The 16,367-nt window shown below is 62.1% G+C and carries 19 protein-coding genes and 2 riboswitches; of the genes, 4 read left to right on the top strand and 15 right to left on the bottom strand.

Features of this window, described 5'->3' with window-relative positions; translation table 11 throughout:
- Positions 1-14: 14 nt before the first annotated feature.
- The 8 genes from rimP to BJN45_RS06665 all read right to left on the bottom strand — a co-directional run bounded on the left by rimP (position 15) and on the right by BJN45_RS06665 (position 6,377).
- Entirely contained in the window at positions 15-455 is a 441-nt protein-coding gene (rimP, locus tag BJN45_RS06700; RefSeq protein ID WP_076093310.1) for a ribosome maturation factor RimP, read from the bottom strand.
- Positions 456-578: 123 nt separating this feature from the next.
- On the bottom strand, positions 579-1,625 hold the full coding sequence (rluB, locus tag BJN45_RS06695) for a 23S rRNA pseudouridine(2605) synthase RluB (protein ID WP_076093308.1): 1,047 nt from the start codon (positions 1,623-1,625) through the stop codon (positions 579-581).
- Positions 1,612-2,157: an SMC-Scp complex subunit ScpB gene (gene scpB / locus BJN45_RS06690; protein ID WP_076094172.1), complete on the bottom strand. Its 546-nt coding sequence runs from the start codon at positions 2,155-2,157 to the stop codon at positions 1,612-1,614. The genes rluB and scpB overlap by 14 nt, the downstream gene beginning before the upstream one ends.
- The gene (locus BJN45_RS06685) at positions 2,126-2,995 is read right to left on the bottom strand and encodes a segregation and condensation protein A (protein WP_076093306.1); all 870 of its coding nucleotides are present in this window, start codon (positions 2,993-2,995) and stop codon (positions 2,126-2,128) included. The genes scpB and BJN45_RS06685 overlap by 32 nt, the downstream gene beginning before the upstream one ends.
- A 43-nt stretch (positions 2,996-3,038) precedes the next feature.
- Positions 3,039-4,241, bottom strand: a complete 1,203-nt coding sequence (locus BJN45_RS06680; protein ID WP_076093304.1) for a tryptophan--tRNA ligase — start codon at positions 4,239-4,241, stop codon at positions 3,039-3,041.
- A gap of 8 nt (positions 4,242-4,249) precedes the next feature.
- Positions 4,250-4,897, bottom strand: a complete 648-nt coding sequence (locus tag BJN45_RS06675; RefSeq protein ID WP_076094169.1) for a site-2 protease family protein — start codon at positions 4,895-4,897, stop codon at positions 4,250-4,252.
- A gap of 10 nt (positions 4,898-4,907) precedes the next feature.
- Entirely contained in the window at positions 4,908-5,534 is a 627-nt protein-coding gene (locus BJN45_RS06670; protein ID WP_076093302.1) for an L-threonylcarbamoyladenylate synthase, read from the bottom strand.
- A gap of 3 nt (positions 5,535-5,537) precedes the next feature.
- Entirely contained in the window at positions 5,538-6,377 is an 840-nt protein-coding gene (locus tag BJN45_RS06665; RefSeq protein WP_076093300.1) for a 3',5'-nucleoside bisphosphate phosphatase, read from the bottom strand.
- 109 nt (positions 6,378-6,486) lie between these two features.
- Positions 6,487-6,575: riboswitch (glycine riboswitch) on the top strand.
- Between the two features lie 8 nt (positions 6,576-6,583).
- Positions 6,584-6,673: riboswitch (glycine riboswitch) on the top strand.
- A gap of 76 nt (positions 6,674-6,749) precedes the next feature.
- Between BJN45_RS06665 and gcvT the strand changes: the two genes are divergently transcribed.
- The 3 genes from gcvT to gcvP are packed head-to-tail and all read left to right on the top strand — an operon-like array spanning position 6,750 to position 11,152.
- Positions 6,750-7,841, top strand: coding sequence for a glycine cleavage system aminomethyltransferase GcvT (gene gcvT, locus BJN45_RS06660; protein ID WP_076093298.1), 1,092 nt, complete (start codon positions 6,750-6,752; stop codon positions 7,839-7,841).
- 28 nt (positions 7,842-7,869) lie between these two features.
- Positions 7,870-8,256 carry a glycine cleavage system protein GcvH gene (gene gcvH / locus BJN45_RS06655; protein WP_076093296.1) on the top strand — a complete coding sequence of 129 codons (387 nt, stop codon included), beginning with the start codon at positions 7,870-7,872 and terminating at the stop codon, positions 8,254-8,256.
- A 13-nt stretch (positions 8,257-8,269) separates the two neighbouring features.
- Positions 8,270-11,152, top strand: coding sequence for an aminomethyl-transferring glycine dehydrogenase (gcvP, locus tag BJN45_RS06650; RefSeq protein ID WP_076093294.1), 2,883 nt, complete (start codon positions 8,270-8,272; stop codon positions 11,150-11,152).
- A gap of 68 nt (positions 11,153-11,220) precedes the next feature.
- On the opposite strand, the gene BJN45_RS06645 is transcribed toward gcvP, so the two are convergent.
- From BJN45_RS06645 to BJN45_RS06635, 3 genes are read right to left on the bottom strand one after another with little or no spacing between them, the layout of a single operon-like run.
- The gene (locus tag BJN45_RS06645; RefSeq protein WP_083650945.1) at positions 11,221-11,904 is read right to left on the bottom strand and encodes a DUF799 domain-containing protein; all 684 of its coding nucleotides are present in this window, start codon (positions 11,902-11,904) and stop codon (positions 11,221-11,223) included.
- Positions 11,901-12,275, bottom strand: a complete 375-nt coding sequence (locus BJN45_RS06640; protein WP_076093292.1) for a DUF4810 domain-containing protein — start codon at positions 12,273-12,275, stop codon at positions 11,901-11,903. The genes BJN45_RS06645 and BJN45_RS06640 overlap by 4 nt, the downstream gene beginning before the upstream one ends.
- A 19-nt stretch (positions 12,276-12,294) precedes the next feature.
- Complete coding sequence (locus BJN45_RS06635; protein ID WP_276205205.1) at positions 12,295-12,828, bottom strand: CsgG/HfaB family protein; 534 nt, start codon at positions 12,826-12,828, stop codon at positions 12,295-12,297.
- A gap of 369 nt (positions 12,829-13,197) precedes the next feature.
- On the opposite strand from BJN45_RS06635, the gene BJN45_RS06630 reads away from it, so the two are divergent.
- Complete coding sequence (locus BJN45_RS06630) at positions 13,198-13,749, top strand: DUF2946 family protein (RefSeq protein ID WP_076093288.1); 552 nt, start codon at positions 13,198-13,200, stop codon at positions 13,747-13,749.
- 3 nt (positions 13,750-13,752) lie between these two features.
- On the opposite strand, the gene BJN45_RS06625 is transcribed toward BJN45_RS06630, so the two are convergent.
- The 4 genes from BJN45_RS06625 to BJN45_RS06610 form a co-directional block, all read right to left on the bottom strand.
- Positions 13,753-13,956, bottom strand: coding sequence for a hypothetical protein (locus BJN45_RS06625; protein WP_139326309.1), 204 nt, complete (start codon positions 13,954-13,956; stop codon positions 13,753-13,755).
- A gap of 75 nt (positions 13,957-14,031) precedes the next feature.
- Positions 14,032-15,033 (bottom strand): DnaJ C-terminal domain-containing protein, encoded by a 1,002-nt coding sequence (locus tag BJN45_RS06620; protein WP_076093284.1) that lies wholly within the window; start codon positions 15,031-15,033, stop codon positions 14,032-14,034.
- A complete protein-coding gene (locus tag BJN45_RS06615) occupies positions 15,030-15,938 on the bottom strand; it encodes an arginase (protein WP_139326308.1) in 909 nt (302 codons plus the stop codon). Before BJN45_RS06615 ends, BJN45_RS06620 begins: the two co-directional genes overlap by 4 nt.
- A gap of 33 nt (positions 15,939-15,971) precedes the next feature.
- Complete coding sequence (locus BJN45_RS06610; protein ID WP_076093281.1) at positions 15,972-16,367, bottom strand: CBS domain-containing protein; 396 nt, start codon at positions 16,365-16,367, stop codon at positions 15,972-15,974.

The following is a 16,367-nucleotide window of genomic DNA, read 5'->3' as shown; positions in this document are numbered from 1 at the left end:
AACCTCCAGGTACTTCAGTCGAATTTCGGCACCAGACGTGCCTTTTCGATATTGTTGAATTCGAGTTCCGTGTCTTCCTTGTCAAGGCGAAGACCAACCTTGCCGTCCTTGCAGCCGAGCAGATGCCCCTGGAAGTTGCGGCGATTATTGTGCGGGATGCGCAGCTTGATCTGGATTTCCTGACCGGCGAAACGCTCGAAGTCGGCTTCCTTCTTCACAACACGGTCCATGCCGGGCGAAGAAATCTCAAGCCGGTCAAAATCGATGTTCTCGACCTCGAAAACGCGCGTCAGCTGGTTGGAAACCTTGGCGCAGTCGTCCACATCGACACCACGCTCCTTTTCCGGGGCATCGATGAAGACACGAATGGTCCTGCCGCGCGGCGACATTTCGACATCAACGAGTTCATAACCGAGGCCGGTCACCGTCGTTTCAAGCAGCGAATTCAAATCCATAGGCACAAATAAAAAATGGGCGAAACGCCCACCTCAGAAAAATAAGATGCCTGCCGAAACGGCAGGAGGAACAAACCCGTGAATTATAACGAGTTTATTCCTCCCTAACAATCGCTTCACAGGCTACGGCGTGCTTTTTCCCGCCTCGGCCAGGGCTTCCTGGGCCTTATCGGACTTCGCCAGCTCGCGCATCAGGACCTTGACCTCGTTTTCGTTCAGTTCCTGGCAACGACCACGCTTGAGTTGCGGCGGCAGCGCAAACGGCCCGTAGCGGACACGGATCAGACGGCTGACCGTGCAACCAACCGCTTCGAACATGCGCCGCACTTCGCGGTTGCGCCCTTCGAACAGACTGACGCGGTACCACTTGTTGGCCCCCTCACCGCCGGCATCGACCAGACTGGAGAAGCTGGCCGGTCCGTCTTCGAGCTGGACCCCTTCGAGCAACTGCTGCTGCGCTTCCAGGGTCAGTTCGCCGAGCACGCGCACGGCGTACTCGCGTACCAGTTCGGAACTCGGATGCATCAGCTTGTTGGCCAGTTCGCCCGAGGTGGTGAACAGCAACAGACCGGAGGTATTGAAATCGAGGCGACCGACGTTGATCCAGCGGCCGCCGCGCATGCGCGGCAGCGCCGCGAACACCGACGGACGGCCATCCGGATCATCGCGCGAGACGATCTCGCCTTCCGGCTTGTGATAGATCAGCACGCGCGGCGGACGCGAACTGCTGCCGGTGAAGCGGATGTTGATCAGACGACCGCCGATCTTGACCTTGTCGGTCGGAATCACCGACTGGCCGATGGTGGCGACAACGCCATTGACGCTGACCTTGCCGGCGGCAATCCATTCCTCCATCTCCCGGCGCGAGCCGACACCTGCCTGGGCCAGCGCCTTCTGCAGGCGTTCCGGCTTGGCTTCGATCAGCGGCTTGCCGTTACGGCCGATCGTGCCGCGATTGGCCCGGCCGGTCTGCGGCACGCCCTGACGCCGCCGCGGCGCCGGCTTGTCGACGGCTTCGTCGGCAACCGGCGGCGCCTCGTCCTTGGTGCGCGCGACGAATTCGCGGGCTGGTGCCTTGTTGCGGTCAACACCCCGGCGCGGGCGATTTTCGGGACCGCTTTCAGCCTTGTTTTCCGCGGCGCGGAATGGCGTACGTTTATTGGTTTTCATGGTTCAGCTCCAGTGTCTGGCTGATTTGTTCAAGCGGCGGCAGTTCGCTGACGCTGCGCAGGCCCAGATCATCGAGAAATTGTTTCGTCGTGGCAAACAGTGCCGGACGACCTGGCGTGTCGCGGTGACCGACCACATCGATCCAGCCACGCTCTTCCAGGGTTTTGACTACATTGGTATTGACCGCGACGCCGCGGATTTCCTCGATATCACCGCGCGTCACTGGTTGACGGTAGGCGATGATGGCGAGGGTCTCCAGCACCGCCCGCGAATATTTCGGCGGCCGTTCGGGATTCAGGCGTTCGAGATAAGGCAGATACTCGGCCCGCGTCCGGAAACGCCAACCCGATGCCAGCTGGATCAGTTCGACCGGCCGCTCCGCCCACTCGGCACGCAACTGGTCGAGCAGCTTGCGCAGGGTATCCGAAGAAAGGTCCTCGTCGAACATTTTCTTCATGTCGTGCGTCGTCATCGGCTCGCGCGTGGCGAGCAACGCCGCCTCAAGGATTTTCTTGACCTGACTCGGTTCCATCATCCTCTTCCATGACCGGTTCGGGCTCGCCGTCGCGCAGATTGACGTAGATCGGCGCAAAGGCTTCCGTCTGCGTGATGCGGATCAGCTTCTCGCGCCCGAGTTCGAGCATCGCGATGAAATGCACGACCAGCCCGGGCGGCCCCATCGCCGGATCGAACAGCGTCTCGAACTGGACGAAACCGCCCTTCTCCTGCAGATGGCGAAGGATGATGCCCATGTGCTCGCGCACCGACAACTCCTCGCGACTGATCTTGTGGTTGCGCTTCAGTACGGCCTGGCGCACCACGTTCATCCAGGCCTCCTTGAGATCATCGACCGATACTTCCGGCAGACGCACGTGCAGCGACTTCTCGACCAGCGTCTCGACCCAGAAGAACTCACGCTCGGCCTGCGGCAGCGCGTTGAGATTCTGGCCGGCGATCTTCATCTGCTCGTATTCCATCAGCCGGCGCACCAGTTCGGCGCGCGGGTCCTCGGCTTCGTCGCCCTCGCCCAGCTTCGGTCGCGGCAGCAGCATGCGCGACTTGATCTCGATCAGCATCGCCGCCATCACCAGATATTCGGCAGCCAGTTCGAGATTGTTCGCCTCCATCTTGTCGATGTAGTCGAGGTACTGCCGGGTCAGCGGCGCCATCGGGATATCGAGGATATCGACGTTGGCCTTGCGGATCAGGTAGAGCAGCAGATCGAGCGGCCCTTCGAAGGCGTCGAGCATGATCGCCAGCGCATCCGGCGGGATGTACAGATCCTGCGGCAAAGCCGCCATCGGCTCGCCGTAGATGCGGGCAACCGGCGGGAAAAGTGCCGGTTGCGGCAGGTCGACCGCAATATTCATGCGCCGACCGCCGGACAGCGGAAGCGGAACGACGCAACGGACATCAGTGGTATTCCAGGCCCATCGACTCGCGTACGTCGCGCATCGTCTCGCGCGCCATTTCGCGTGCCTTCTCGCAACCGTCGGCGATGATGTTCTTGACCAGCGTCGGATCGTCGAGATAGACCTGAGCACGCTCGCGCATCGGCGCCTGCTCCTTCAGAATGCCCTCGATCACCGGCTGCTTGCACTCGATGCAGCCGATACCGGCAGTGCGGCAACCCTGCTGCGCCCATTCCCGGGTCGCGTCATCGGAATAGACCTGATGCAGCTGCCACACCGGGCAGCGCGCCGGATCGCCCGGATCGGTGCGACGCACGCGCTGGGTATCGGTCGGCATGCCCTTGATCTTCTTGGCCACCGACTCCTCGGATTCGCGCAGCGTGATCGTGTTGTTGTACGACTTCGACATTTTCTGCCCGTCGAGACCCGGCATCTTCGATTCCTCGGTCAGCAGGTAGCCCGGCTCGACCAGGATCATCTTGCCGGTGCCTTCAAGGAAACCAAACAGACGCTCGCGGTCCTGCGTCGACAGGTGCTGGATGTCGTTGAGCATGGCTCGCGCCTGCTCGACGGCATCCTTGTCGCCATCCTGCTGGAAGCGCACGCGCAATTCCTCGTACAAACGGGCTTTCTTGCCGCCAAGCTTCTTCACCGCCTCACGCGCCTTGTCCTCGAAACCGGGTTCGCGGCCATACATGTGGTTGAAGCGACGCGCCAGCTCGCGGGTGAATTCGACGTGCGGGATCTGGTCCTCGCCGACCGGCACCTTGTCGGCACGGTAGATCAGGATGTCGGCACTCATCAGCAGCGGATAGCCGAGGAAGCCGTAGGTCGACAGATCCTTGTTGGCGAGCTTTTCCTGCTGGTCCTTGTAGGTCGGCACGCGCTCGAGCCAGCCGAGCGGCGTCATCATCGACATCAGCAGATGCAGTTCGGCATGCTCTGGCACCCGCGACTGGATGAACAGCGTCGCCTGGTTCGGATCGACACCAGCGGCCAGCCAGTCGATGACCATGTCCCAGGTCGATTTCTCGATGCTCTGCGGGTTGTCGTAATTGGTCGTCAGGGCGTGCCAGTCGGCGACGAAGAACAGGCAGGGATATTCGTGCTGAAGCTGGACCCAGTTCTTCAGGACCCCGTGGTAATGACCAAGATGCAGCGCCCCGGTGGGACGCATGCCGGAAAGGACACGTTCTGCGTACATAGCGTTTTTTAATAAAGACCGAAAATGGTTGTGATGATCTGCGCCGAAAACAGCACCAGCGGATTCAGGATGTCGCCGAGGATACCGGTGAACAGCAGGACCAGCAAAATCGGAAAGCCCCAGGGCTCGATGCGCGAGAACTGCCAGGCGAGACGGTGCGGCAGCAGGCTGACGGCGATGCGACCACCGTCGAGCGGCGGCAACGGCAACAGATTGAGGACCATCAGCACACAATTGATGATGATGCCGTACTCGGCCATGCGCGCCAGCGGCACGCTGAAAAACTCCGGCACCGCCCAGGACAGTTTGAACATCAGCGCCCAGAAGCAGGCCATCAGCAAGTTGGCAGCCGGTCCTGCAGCGGCGACCCAGAGCATGTCGCGCTTGGGGTTGCGCAGCCGGGTGAAATCCACCGGCACCGGCTTGGCATAACCAAACAGGAAGCTGCCCGCCGAAAACAGCAGGATGGCGACCGGGATCACGATGGTACCGATCGGATCGATGTGGCGCAGCGGATTGAGACTGATGCGCCCCAACTGCCAGGCGGTCGGATCGCCGAAGTGGCGCGCCGCGTAACCGTGCGCCGCTTCGTGCAGCGTGATCGCGAAGATCACCGGCAAGGCGGCGATGGCAATCGTCTGGATCAGGGCGTTGATGTCGAGCATGTCATTCGAACCCGAACGGCGCCAGCGGCCCACGCCCGGCGCGTACCAGCTCCGGCGCCGGGCCGGTCAGATCGACCACCGTCGTCGGTTCGATACCGCAAGTGCCGGCGTCGAGAATCAGTTCGATCTGATCTTCCAGGCGATCCTGGATTTCCCAGCCTTCGGTCAGCGGATTTTCGTCGCCCGGCAACTGCAGCGTCGTCGTCAGCAGCGGCTCTTTCAGTTCTTCGAGCAGGGCCAGCGCAATCGGATGATCCGGCACGCGCACGCCGATCGTCTTGCGCTTCGGGTGCATGACACGGCGCGGCAACTCCTTGCTGCCTTCGAGAATGAAGGTATAGCTACCCGGCGTAGCTGCCTTCAGCAAGCGGTACTGGGCGTTATCGACGCGGGCGAAATGGGCGATTTCCGACAGGTCGCGGACCATCAGCGTCAGGTGGTGACGATCGTCCATCTGGCGGATCAGGCGGATGCGGTCAAGCGCTTCCTTGTCGCCGAGGTGGCAGCCAAGGGCGTAGCAGGAATCCGTCGGCAGCGCGACGATGGCGCCATTGCGGATGAATTCGGCCGCCTGCACAAGCAGGCGCGACTGGGGAGAATCCGGGTGAATATTGACGACGCGGGCCATGGTTCAATCGATGAGGCGCCAGACCGGTTTCAGGTCCTGGGGCAATTGTGGCAGGCGACCGAGGTCAACATAGCTTTCCTCGGGGCCGTGAAAATCCGAGCCGCGCGACGCATGAAAGCCATAATGGCGCGCCAGCCGGGCAAAGTGCAGCACATGGTCGGGCGAATGGCTGCCGCTCGTCACCTCGATGGCTCGCCCGCCGAGATCCTTGAACTCATCGAGGAACTTGCGCATGTCACCGCCGGACATCTTGTAACGACCGGGATGCGCGACGACGGCGACACCACCGGCTGCGGTGATCCACGCCACCGCCTCGGCCAGCCCGGCCCAGCGATGATCGACGTAACCGGGCTTGCCCGGCGTCAGGTAATGCTGGAACACGCCCGACATCTCGCGGGCGATGCCGATCGACACCAGGTAGCGGGCGAAATGGGCGCGCGAAATCAGGTTGGGATTGGTCACATACCCCATGGCGCCTTCGAAGACGCCGGGGATACCGATGGCGGCAAGCGCCTCGCCCATCCGCCTGGCGCGTTCGAGACGGCCGCTGCGCAGGGCTGCCAGGCCACCGGTCAGATCCGGGTGATGCTGGTCAAAACCAAGCCCGACGATATGGATCGGCAGATTGTTCCACTCGATCGATATTTCGACCCCGGAAACAAACCGCATGCCCGCCGCTTCGGCAGTTTCCCGGGCGATGTCGAGGCCGCCCAGATCGTCGTGATCGGTCAGCGCCCACAGATCGACGCCATTGGCAGCCGCCCGCCGGGCAACCTCCGCTGGCGGCAGCAAGCCGTCGGATACGGAAGAATGGCAATGGAAATCGAAATTGGCGGGATTCACGGAAATCAGGACAAAAGCAAACGCGGAGTTTATCACGAAGGCAGGCGCCGGCCGGCAGGCTTGTGCAGCGCAGCATGTTGCTAGGACAACGATGTCCGGCTATAGTGCGATCCATTCCGTGGGAGAGAGCAGGAACACCTGCCGCCGAAGGCGCAAACCCACCCGAAAACGCTCAGGCAAAAGGACCGCGGAATCAGTAGCTTGGCTGCTGAAACTCTGGAGAGTGATGAAGACTTTTGCGGTCGACATCCACCGATGGGGCAAATCTCTCAGGTATCGAGGACAGAGGGGTGAAACGCAAGATCCAATCTTTCGTTTCACCCCTTTTCCGTTTCTAGAACTGACGTTAAAAATCGTCTGTAAAGGATTGATATGCTGAAGAAAACAGTGCTCAACGCCGCCCATCGCGCGCTCAATGCCCGGATGGTCGATTTCGGCGGCTGGGACATGCCGGTGAACTACGGCTCGCAGATCGAGGAACACCACGCGGTGCGCAAGGACTGCGGCATGTTCGATGTCTCGCACATGTGCCCGGTCGATGTTGTCGGCGCCGATTGCCGGCCCTTCCTGTCCCGCCTGGTCGCCAACGACGTGGCCAAACTGACGGTTTCCGGCAAGGCGCTCTACGCCGCCATGCTCAACGATGCCGGCGGCGTCATCGACGACCTGATCATCTACTTCCTCACCAACACGCGTTTCCGTATCGTCGTCAATGCCGGCACCGCCGACAAGGATCTGGCCTGGATGCAGGCCAAGGTCGCCGAATGGAAGCTGGACGTGACCATCACCCAGCGCCGCGACGGCGCGAACAATCTCGGCATCATCGCCGTGCAGGGCCCGAACGCCCGCGCCCGGGTGTGGCAGGTGCTGCCGCAGGCCAAGGCGGCAATCGCCGATCTGAAGCCGTTCTTTGCCGCTGAAGTCGACCAGTATTTCATTGCCAGCACCGGTTATACCGGTGAAGACGGCTACGAAATCATGCTGCCGGCCGGCGAAGCCGAAGCCATGTGGAACGCACTGAAGGATGCCGGCGTCGCGCCCTGCGGCCTCGGTGCCCGCGATACGCTGCGCCTGGAAGCCGGCATGAACCTCTACGGCCAGGACATGGATGAAACCGTCTCGCCGCTTGATGCTGGCCTGGCCTGGACCGTCGCCATGAAGGACGAGCGCGATTTCGTCGGCAAAGCCGCGTTGACCGCAAACGGCCAGCAGAAGCAATTCCTCGGCCTCATCCTGCTCGACAAGGGCGTGCTGCGCGGACACCAACAAGTCATTACAAAACAAGGCAATGGAGAAATTACCTCAGGTAGTTTCTCACCAACGCTGCAGCAATCCATCGCCCTCGCCCGACTGCCGCTCGGCGTCGCCATCGGTGACGAAGTCGAGGTCGATATCCGTGGCAAGCTGCTCAAGGCCAAGGTCGTCAAACCCGTATTCGCCCGCAACGGCAAAGCCGTCATCTAATTCAAATTCACCCAATCAGGAGAAAACCATGTCCAACGTCCCGTCCAACCTCAAGTACGCTGCCTCCCACGAATGGGTTCTGAAGAACGCCGATGGCACCGTCACCGTCGGCATTTCCGACCACGCGCAGGAAGCGCTGGGTGATCTGGTCTTCGTCGAGCTGCCGGAAGTCGGCGCGCATTACGACGCCGAGAAGGAAATCGCCGTGGTCGAGTCGGTCAAGGCCGCCGCTGATGTCTATGCGCCGATCGCCGGCACCGTCACCGAAGTGAACCAGGCTGCTGCCGATGCGCCGGAATCGGTCAACGCCGATGCCTACGCCGCCTGGCTGTTCAAGATGACGCCGGACAACCTGGCCGATATCGACGCCCTGCTCGACGCCGCTGCCTACCAGGCTGTCGCCGACGCCGCCTGATCAAGGAAGACTCATGCCGCTCAACCAACCGCTCTCGGTGCTGGAACAGCACGACGAGTTCATCGAACGCCACATCGGCCCCTGCGCCACCGAGATGACCGAGATGCTGGCCACCATCGGCGCCGCCAGCCTCGACCAGCTGATCGATCAGACCGTGCCGGCTGCCATCCGCCTGCCGGCCGACCTGCCGCTGCCGGCGCCGCGCCGCGAACATGAAGCGCTCGCCGACCTGAAAGCCATCGCCGGCAGGAACGTGATCCAGAAATCCTGCATCGGCATGGGCTACTACGACACGCTGACGCCCAAGGTGATCCTGCGCAACGTCATGGAAAACCCGGGCTGGTACACCGCCTACACGCCCTACCAGGCCGAAATCGCCCAGGGCCGCCTGGAAGCGCTGATGAACTTCCAGCAGATGGTTGTCGACCTGACCGGCCTGGAAATCGCCAACGCCTCGCTGCTCGACGAAGCCACCGCCGCCGCCGAAGCCATGACCATGGCCCGCCGCGTCTCGAAATCGAAGTCGAACCGCTTCCTGGTCGATGCCGCCTGCTTCCCGCAGACCATCGACGTCGTTCGGACGCGCGCCGGCTACTTCGGCTTCGAACTGGTGATTGCTGCGGTCGACACGGTAAAAGACGAAGAATTCTTCGGCGCCCTGCTCCAGTACCCGAACGACAACGGTGAAGTGCGCGACCTCAGCGACATCATCGCCGGTCTCAAGTCACGCGGTACCACGGTCGCCGTGGCCAGCGACCTGATGGCACTGGTACTGCTCAAGTCGCCGGGTGCCATGGGCGCCGACATCGCGCTCGGATCGAGCCAGCGCTTCGGCATCCCGATGGGCTTCGGCGGCCCGCACGCCGCCTTCTTCGCCACCCGCGAAGCCTTCGTCCGCTCGATGCCGGGCCGCATCATCGGCGTCTCGAAAGACGCCCGCGGCAAGACCGCCTACCGCATGACGCTGCAGACGCGCGAACAGCACATCCGTCGCGAAAAGGCCAACTCCAACATCTGCACCTCGCAGGTACTGCTCGCCAACATGGCCGGCATGTACGCCGTCTATCACGGCCCGCAGGGCCTGAAGACGATCGCCGCCCGCATCCACCGGCTGACGGCAATCCTCGCCATGGGTCTGAAAAGAGCCGGCGTCAAGCTGTTGACCGCGCAATTCTTCGACACCGTGCACATCGACCTCGGTGCCCGCGCCGAGAGCATCTACAACGCCGCCGTCGCTGCCGGTTACAACCTGCGCCGCGTCTCGGCCGGCGTCCTCGGCGTCTCCTTCGACGAAACGACGACCCGCGCCGACGTTGCCGAACTGTTCAAGCTGATCACTCAGGTCACGCTCGACATGGCAACCCTCGACGCCCAGGTTGCCGCCGCCGACCCGGCGCTGCCGGCGACGCTGTTCCGTGACGATGCGATCCTGCAGCACCCGGTGTTCAACACGCACCACACCGAACACGAGATGCTGCGCTACCTGAAGTCGCTGCAGAACAAGGACCTGGCGCTCGACCACTCGATGATCTCGCTCGGCTCATGCACGATGAAGCTGAACGCGACCAGCGAAATGATCCCGGTCACCTGGCCTGAATTCGGTGGCATCCACCCGTTCGCCCCGCGCGAGCAGGTCGCCGGTTACCACGCGATGATCGCCGGCCTCACCGACTGGCTGAAGACCGTCACCGGCTTCGACGCCATCTGCATGCAGCCGAACTCCGGCGCCCAGGGCGAATACGCCGGTCTGGTGGCGATTGCCCGCTACCACGCCAGCCGTGGCGAAGGCCACCGCAAGGTCTGCCTGATTCCGAAATCGGCGCACGGTACCAACCCGGCCACCGCCCAGATGTGCAACATGCAGGTCGTCGTCGTCGATTGTGACGACAACGGCAACGTCGATGTCGCCGACCTGAAGGCCAAGGCCGAGGAACACAAGGACGACCTCGCCTGCCTGATGATCACCTACCCGTCGACGCACGGCGTGTTCGAGGAAGCGGTCAAGGACATCTGCGCCATCGTGCATGCCAACGGCGGCCAGGTGTACATGGACGGCGCCAACCTCAACGCCCAGGTCGGCCTGACCTCGCCCGGCTTCATCGGTGCCGACGTCAGCCACATGAACCTGCACAAGACCTTCGCCATCCCGCACGGCGGCGGCGGACCGGGCATGGGCCCGATCGGCCTGAAGGCCCATCTGGCGCCGTTCATGGCCAACCACGCGGTCGCCGCCATCGACGGTCCGCACGGCGGCCAGGGCGCGGTCTCGGCGGCGCCCTTCGGTTCGGCGTCGATCCTGACCATTTCCTGGATGTACCTGGCGATGCTCGGCGGCGCTGGTGTCAAGAAGGCGACTCAGGTCGCCATCCTCAACGCCAACTATGTTGCGAACAAGCTCAAGGACCACTACCCGGTGCTCTACGTCGGCAAGAACGGCCGCGTGGCGCACGAGTGCATCCTCGACATTCGCCCGATCAAGGCCGCCACCGGCATCGCCGAGATCGACATCGCCAAGCGCCTGATGGACTACGGTTTCCACGCGCCGACGGTGTCCTTCCCGGTCGCCGGCACGATCATGGTCGAGCCTACGGAATCCGAATCGAAGGCTGAACTGGACCGCTTCATCGGCGCGATGGTCAGCATTCGTGAAGAAATCCGCCAGATCGAGAACGGCGCATGGACGGCCGACAACAACCCATTGAAGAATGCCCCGCATTCGCAGGCGGATGTGATCGACGCCGACTGGCAGCATCCGTACAGCCGCCAGCAGGCCGTCTTCCCGCTGCCTTGGGTGGCCGCCAACAAGTTCTGGCCGAGCGTTAACCGCATCGACGATGTGTACGGCGACCGCAACCTGAACTGCGCCTGCCCGCCGATGTCGGCGTACGAGGACTGAGAAGCTTGCAGTGAATAACAAAACGGCCTCTTGCGAGGCCGTTTTCAATTTTGCTTACTGGCTTCGAATCAACGCAGCGCCTGACCATCCTTCTGGTACTGCGGCGAGCGCGGACCGTGCAGAATGCCGTTCGGCATACCGGCACTCAACAGACGCGAACTCGTCTGCCCGGCGATAACATGACCCTGTTCGGCGATCGTCTCGATGATCTGGCGAACAACCGCCTTGATCAACATGCCCGCCAGGCCACCGCTGTTGTTGTCGCCTTCGGCACTCGATGCCGTCGCCGCACCATGCCACAGCTGGTTGCCGGTACGCAGATCGACCAGCCGTGCCTCTGCCGTGACCCGGGTTTCACTGGCAATCACCTTGTATGACGTGCCGTATTGCTTGACGTTGATATAAAGCGCCGCATCGGCACCAAATATTTCGCGCAGCTTGGCCGGTGCCACCTCGTGAATATCTGCCGGAGCCGTCAAACCATTGTGCTTGAAGGTTTCGTCGACCAGGGTGACAGGAAAGACGTAATAACCGGATTCGGCAAGCGGTGCCGTGGCATGTGCAAGCATGCTATGCGTCGCCTTGATATCCGGGGATTCGTTCACCGGCGGCAGCACCAGAATGGATGCCGGCCGTGCCTCGCGAAAAGCAGTGTAGTCATAAGCCTTGTGTGATGTTGCACAACCACCAAGCAGGGCCAGGATAACTACCAGCAGAGGCGTTCGCGCCAGAGAAAGAAAAGTGTTTTTCATCGCGCGACCTCCTGTTTCTGATTTTTCTTGAGCAGGAAGTCGAGATAGACCGAGCTTTCGGGAAAGCTCTGCTTCTCGGCCAAAAGATTCTGCTCGAACAGATCGGTACGACCGGTCAGTCCGTAGAGCATGCCAAGATGCGCCTGCAAGCCGGGTGGCACATTGCGGCCGTTGGCACGGGCCTCCTCGCGAACCTTCTCAAGCGCGATGATGCCCTCCTCAGGCCCCTTGTCACCCTTGAAATGACTGTACTGGACCGACTGAAAATTTCCCCAGTGATAAAGAGGCTGCCGTTGCTGCGCGCACCCCGAGAACAGCACCGAGCAAGCGCATGCCAACAGCAGGCCATGTCGTATATTTTTGCTTTCCATCTCTCCCTCCGAGCCAATATCAGCGTACCGGACGCCAGGCACCGGCTTCGACACCCTTGACCAAACCATCAACCGCCTCACGGATGGCCAGATCGAGAACCTTGCCGTTCAGCGTCGAGTCGTAGCTGGCGGTGCCACCAAAACCGATCACTTCACGATTCGAGAGGGCGTACTCGCCGGCACCGAAAGTTGAATAAATGACTTCCGATGTCTCGACATCAACCACGTTCAGCGCAACCTTGGCATACGCCACTTGCTGCTTGCCCCGGCCGAGCAGACCGAAAAGCTGATGGTCGCCAACCTCTTTCCGGCCGAATTCCGTGACATCCCCGGTAATGACGTAGCGCGCCCCCTTGAGCGCTTGCTGCTTGCGGGCAATTTCCGCTTCCTGTTTGGTTTCGCTCAGGTTCTGGCGATCCAGGACGGAAAAACGGTTGCTCTGCTGCAAGTGGGAAACCAGAATTGTCTTGGCCTGACTGCCCAGGCGATCGACGCCATCGGAGAAAACCCCGCGCATGAAGCTTGAACGATTATCGAACTTGCCCACCGACACTGGCTGACGTTCGCCGACATATGGCCGCGTTGCAGCGGCAGTTTGCTGGGACTCAATCGCACGCGACGTTTCGGTTGCACATCCCGAAAGCGTGGCGACCAAAGCCACAGCACAAATTATTACGGCGTTTTTATTCGAGTTCACCGCAAGCTCCTTGAGTTGAAATAAATAGATTCAAATGGACGAACAACTTGCGAAAGTCATTCGCTAAAAAAGCTCGAATTGTCCGCCATTTCAGGATATCCAGGCAACCGTGCCAATCACGACCCGCGTAGAACATGCATTTTTGACACTGGCTAGCATGCGGAAAAATTCGACCGAGGCGCAGAACATGCATACCATGACACACACGCACTATCCGGAAGAAAAATGACTTCATCCCCCCCTCACTTTCCCGGTCAGACTAAATGGCCCAACGTCCCCGCCTGTTACGAGTGGCTTTCGCTCGACCGGCGCGGGGACTGGCGTTTGCAGGGAGAACGGGTGACGCACCGCGGCCTGATCGAGTTCATGAACCGGCAGTACGGTTCGGACGAGACAGGTCGCTGGTTCGTCCAGAACGGTCCGCAGCGGGTCTATGTTGATCTCGCCTGCACACCGTGGATCTTCCGCCGCGAGGGGGAAACCTTCATCAGCCACACCGGCGCTCCGGCCGGGCGCATTGATGCCGTGCTGCTCGATACCGATGGCAGCATCCTGCTGGCTGCCGAACTTGGCATCGGCCTGCTCGACGACCGCGATCTCGCCGGTATTCTCGCCGAGTGCCAATTGCCCGATGGGCGCCCCGCCGACGAAACGGCTTTCGCTGAATTGATGGAAAACGGCATTTCTGCCGTCAGCTGGCACGGGCTGCAGCTGACGATGATTGCTGCGGTCGACCTGCCCGAACGCTACAAATTCAAGCCGCAACCGCGCGCCTGAACCTTATTCCTCGCTGCCTTCCTCGTCACTGGCCTGCATCCACCAGAGCAAATCCTCGCCCTGCAACGGCGTCGGCACCATCTGGTTGCGCTTCCAGCGGAACACCGGCCCGAACGGCACATAACGCGCCATCACTTGACCCTGACTGGTAACACCGAAGAAGGGCCAGCCTGAACGGATTGCCGTACGAATCTGCTGATTGGTCATGATCATCTCACTGCTTGAGAACACACCCAGAGTATCCTGCGTGGGCGCTTGCCGGACAAGCCTTGTCGGCCAGACTCAGCGCAAGCCGTGGCTATCCTGCCAGTCGGCAACAGGGGGCAGGCTGTCATCGATGCTGTCGAGCATGTCCTGGTGCGCCTGTATCAGCAGCTTGCGCTGGCGCGGGCTGAGTTTGGCGGGAAAGATTGCGTCCAGCGTGACCACCAGATCGCCGGCCTGCTTGTTACCGCGACCGGGATAGCCTTTGCCCGGGATACGGATTTCGCGGGCATCGGTGCTGCCGGCATCCAGCGTGTGGACAAGCGTGCCGGCCGGGGTCGGCAGTTCGATGTCGCCGCCGGCCAAGAGGACCAGCGCACCAACCGGCATGCGGTAGTGGATGTCGCGCCCATCGAGGCGGTAGAGGCGATGGCTCGTCAGCACCACGGTCAGGTACAGGTCGCCGGCAGCCAGTTGCTCGTCGCCCGGCTCGCCCTGCCCGGCCAGGCGCAGTTCGTCGCCGGAGAGCATGCCGGGCGGGACGACGATTTCGATATTGACGTCGGCCGTTTCGCGGCCGCTACCGTGACAATCCGGGCAGATGCGCTCGGTGAAGAAACCACGCCCGCCGCAGGCCGTGCACGAGACCAGCTTGCGTTGCGCGTCGTGGGTGCGGCCGCTGCCGTGGCAAGCTTCGCAGAAGCGCGTCCGCGACATGCCGGCTTCGCCACTGCCAGCGCAGGTCGGACAGGCCTTGCCGCGCGTATAGGTGATCGTCTGGCGGCAACCGGCGGCGGCCTCTTCAAGGCTGATGGCGAGATTGAGGCGGATGTCGGCGGCACGGGCCTGCGCTTCTTCCGGCGCCGCATCCGGTGCGGCTTCGGTTTTTTCGTCTTCCGGGGCGTCGACCGCAATCAGGCACTCATAGGCCGCGCTGATTTCCTTGAACCGCTCGGTCGCCTCCGGGTGGTCGTTTCGGTCCGGATGCCAGCGCATGGCCAGACGACGGTAAGCCCGCTTCCACTCGACCGGGCCGGCCTCCGGCGAAACGCCGAGCACAGTGCAGGCTTTCAGGATCATGAGGAATGTTTGCCCGGCGGCAGGATTTCGCCGATCAGATCGGAAAGCAAGGCGGCCGTGCTGCCGTGGCGGTCGCGGTCCGGGTTGTATTCGACGATTTCCAGCGCCTGCAGACCGGGCATGCCGGCAATCCAGTGCACTGCCGTCAGCACATCGGTGGCCAGCAGGCCGTCCGGTTCCGGACTGCCGACGCCGGGCGCCAGGCGCGGATCGATCGCGTCGAGATCCAGCGTCACGCCAAAACCCGCCGGCGCTGCCGCGACGATGGCCATCGCTTCGTCCAGGCAAACGGCAAAGCCGCGCTGGCTGATTTCTTCACTGTCGATGATGCGCACGCCGGCACGGCGCAGAAAATCCAGTTCTTCCGGTTCATGACTGCGCGCCCCGAGCACGACCGTGTGTCCGGCACTGACCTGGGCGCCGGCCAGGCCGATGTTGAGCAGACGCTTGTCGCCATGACCGAGCAGGCAGGCCAGCGGCATGCCGTGGATGGCGCCGGAATAGGAGGTTTCCGGCGTATGGCTGTCGAGATGTGCGTCGATCCAGAGCAGCCCGGGCGGCTGGCCGAGATGGCGCGCGAGGCCGCTCCAGGTGCCGATGGCGACCGAGTGATCACCGCCGATGACCACCGGAAAGCGGTTGTCGGCCAGCGTCGTGGCCACTTCGTCGGCGAGATGGCGGCAGAATTCGGCAATGCGCTGCACCGGCGCCTCGCCGCTGCGCGCGGGCGGTGCATACAGCGTCCGCCCCCAATCAAGCTGCGGATGCCCGGCCAGTTCATGCCAGGCTTGCGAATGATGAAAAGCGACCGGCCCGTCCTCGCAAGCCTTGTCCTGGGCACCCAGACCGCAGGCCGCGCCGGTGATGCGGATACCGGCGCGGAGCTTGTGGCGAATTTGGCTCACGTCAGCATCGCCGGCAAGCGCCGGAAATCCGGCTTACCAGAGTTTTTCCAGCGCCTTCAGGGCGTCGCGCCGGGACAGCTGACCAACCAGCCTGCCTTCGGAGAGCACCGGGTAGCAGTGGAAATGATTGGCAACGAACAATTCGATGGCATCGGCCATCGATGACGAGGCGTCGAGCGTCTTCAGCTCGCGCGTCATGTACTGGCCAACCGGGCCGCCCGGCTGTTCGTAGTACGACGCATTGAGGGCAACGCGCAGACCGTCCTTTTCCGAGAAGAACCCGACCAGATGACCGGCCGCATCGACCACCGGCGCACCGGTCAGATGATGTTCGAGCAACTGGTGAACAGCGGTCAGCACGTCCATCTCGGGATTGAAGGCCAGATGATCGGCCGTCATGTAATCCTTGATGAGCAGTGATTTCAGCAT

Source organism: Azonexus hydrophilus, assembly GCF_001956855.1.
Lineage (GTDB): Bacteria > Pseudomonadota > Gammaproteobacteria > Burkholderiales > Rhodocyclaceae > Azonexus > Azonexus hydrophilus_A.
This window is presented reverse-complemented; position numbering and strand designations above follow the sequence as displayed.

Excerpts from the sequence above, each read along its gene's own strand:
- BJN45_RS06610 (WP_076093281.1), bottom strand. The coding sequence starts at position 16,367 with ATGCTGAAATCACTGCTCATCAAGGATTACATGACGGCCGATCATCTG.
- scpB (WP_076094172.1), bottom strand. The coding sequence starts at position 2,157 with ATGGAACCGAGTCAGGTCAAGAAAATCCTTGAGGCGGCGTTGCTCGCC.
- gcvP (WP_076093294.1), top strand. The coding sequence starts at position 8,270 with ATGCCGCTCAACCAACCGCTCTCGGTGCTGGAACAGCACGACGAGTTC.
- BJN45_RS06680 (WP_076093304.1), bottom strand. The coding sequence starts at position 4,241 with ATGTACGCAGAACGTGTCCTTTCCGGCATGCGTCCCACCGGGGCGCTG.
- BJN45_RS06620 (WP_076093284.1), bottom strand. The coding sequence starts at position 15,033 with ATGATCCTGAAAGCCTGCACTGTGCTCGGCGTTTCGCCGGAGGCCGGC.
- rimP (WP_076093310.1), bottom strand. The coding sequence starts at position 455 with ATGGATTTGAATTCGCTGCTTGAAACGACGGTGACCGGCCTCGGTTAT.
- BJN45_RS06670 (WP_076093302.1), bottom strand. The coding sequence starts at position 5,534 with ATGGCCCGCGTCGTCAATATTCACCCGGATTCTCCCCAGTCGCGCCTG.
- BJN45_RS06645 (WP_083650945.1), bottom strand. The coding sequence starts at position 11,904 with ATGAAAAACACTTTTCTTTCTCTGGCGCGAACGCCTCTGCTGGTAGTT.
- gcvH (WP_076093296.1), top strand. The coding sequence starts at position 7,870 with ATGTCCAACGTCCCGTCCAACCTCAAGTACGCTGCCTCCCACGAATGG.
- BJN45_RS06685 (WP_076093306.1), bottom strand. The coding sequence starts at position 2,995 with ATGAATATTGCGGTCGACCTGCCGCAACCGGCACTTTTCCCGCCGGTT.
- BJN45_RS06640 (WP_076093292.1), bottom strand. The coding sequence starts at position 12,275 with ATGGAAAGCAAAAATATACGACATGGCCTGCTGTTGGCATGCGCTTGC.
- rluB (WP_076093308.1), bottom strand. The coding sequence starts at position 1,625 with ATGAAAACCAATAAACGTACGCCATTCCGCGCCGCGGAAAACAAGGCT.
- BJN45_RS06625 (WP_139326309.1), bottom strand. The coding sequence starts at position 13,956 with ATGACCAATCAGCAGATTCGTACGGCAATCCGTTCAGGCTGGCCCTTC.
- BJN45_RS06630 (WP_076093288.1), top strand. The coding sequence starts at position 13,198 with ATGACTTCATCCCCCCCTCACTTTCCCGGTCAGACTAAATGGCCCAAC.
- gcvT (WP_076093298.1), top strand. The coding sequence starts at position 6,750 with ATGCTGAAGAAAACAGTGCTCAACGCCGCCCATCGCGCGCTCAATGCC.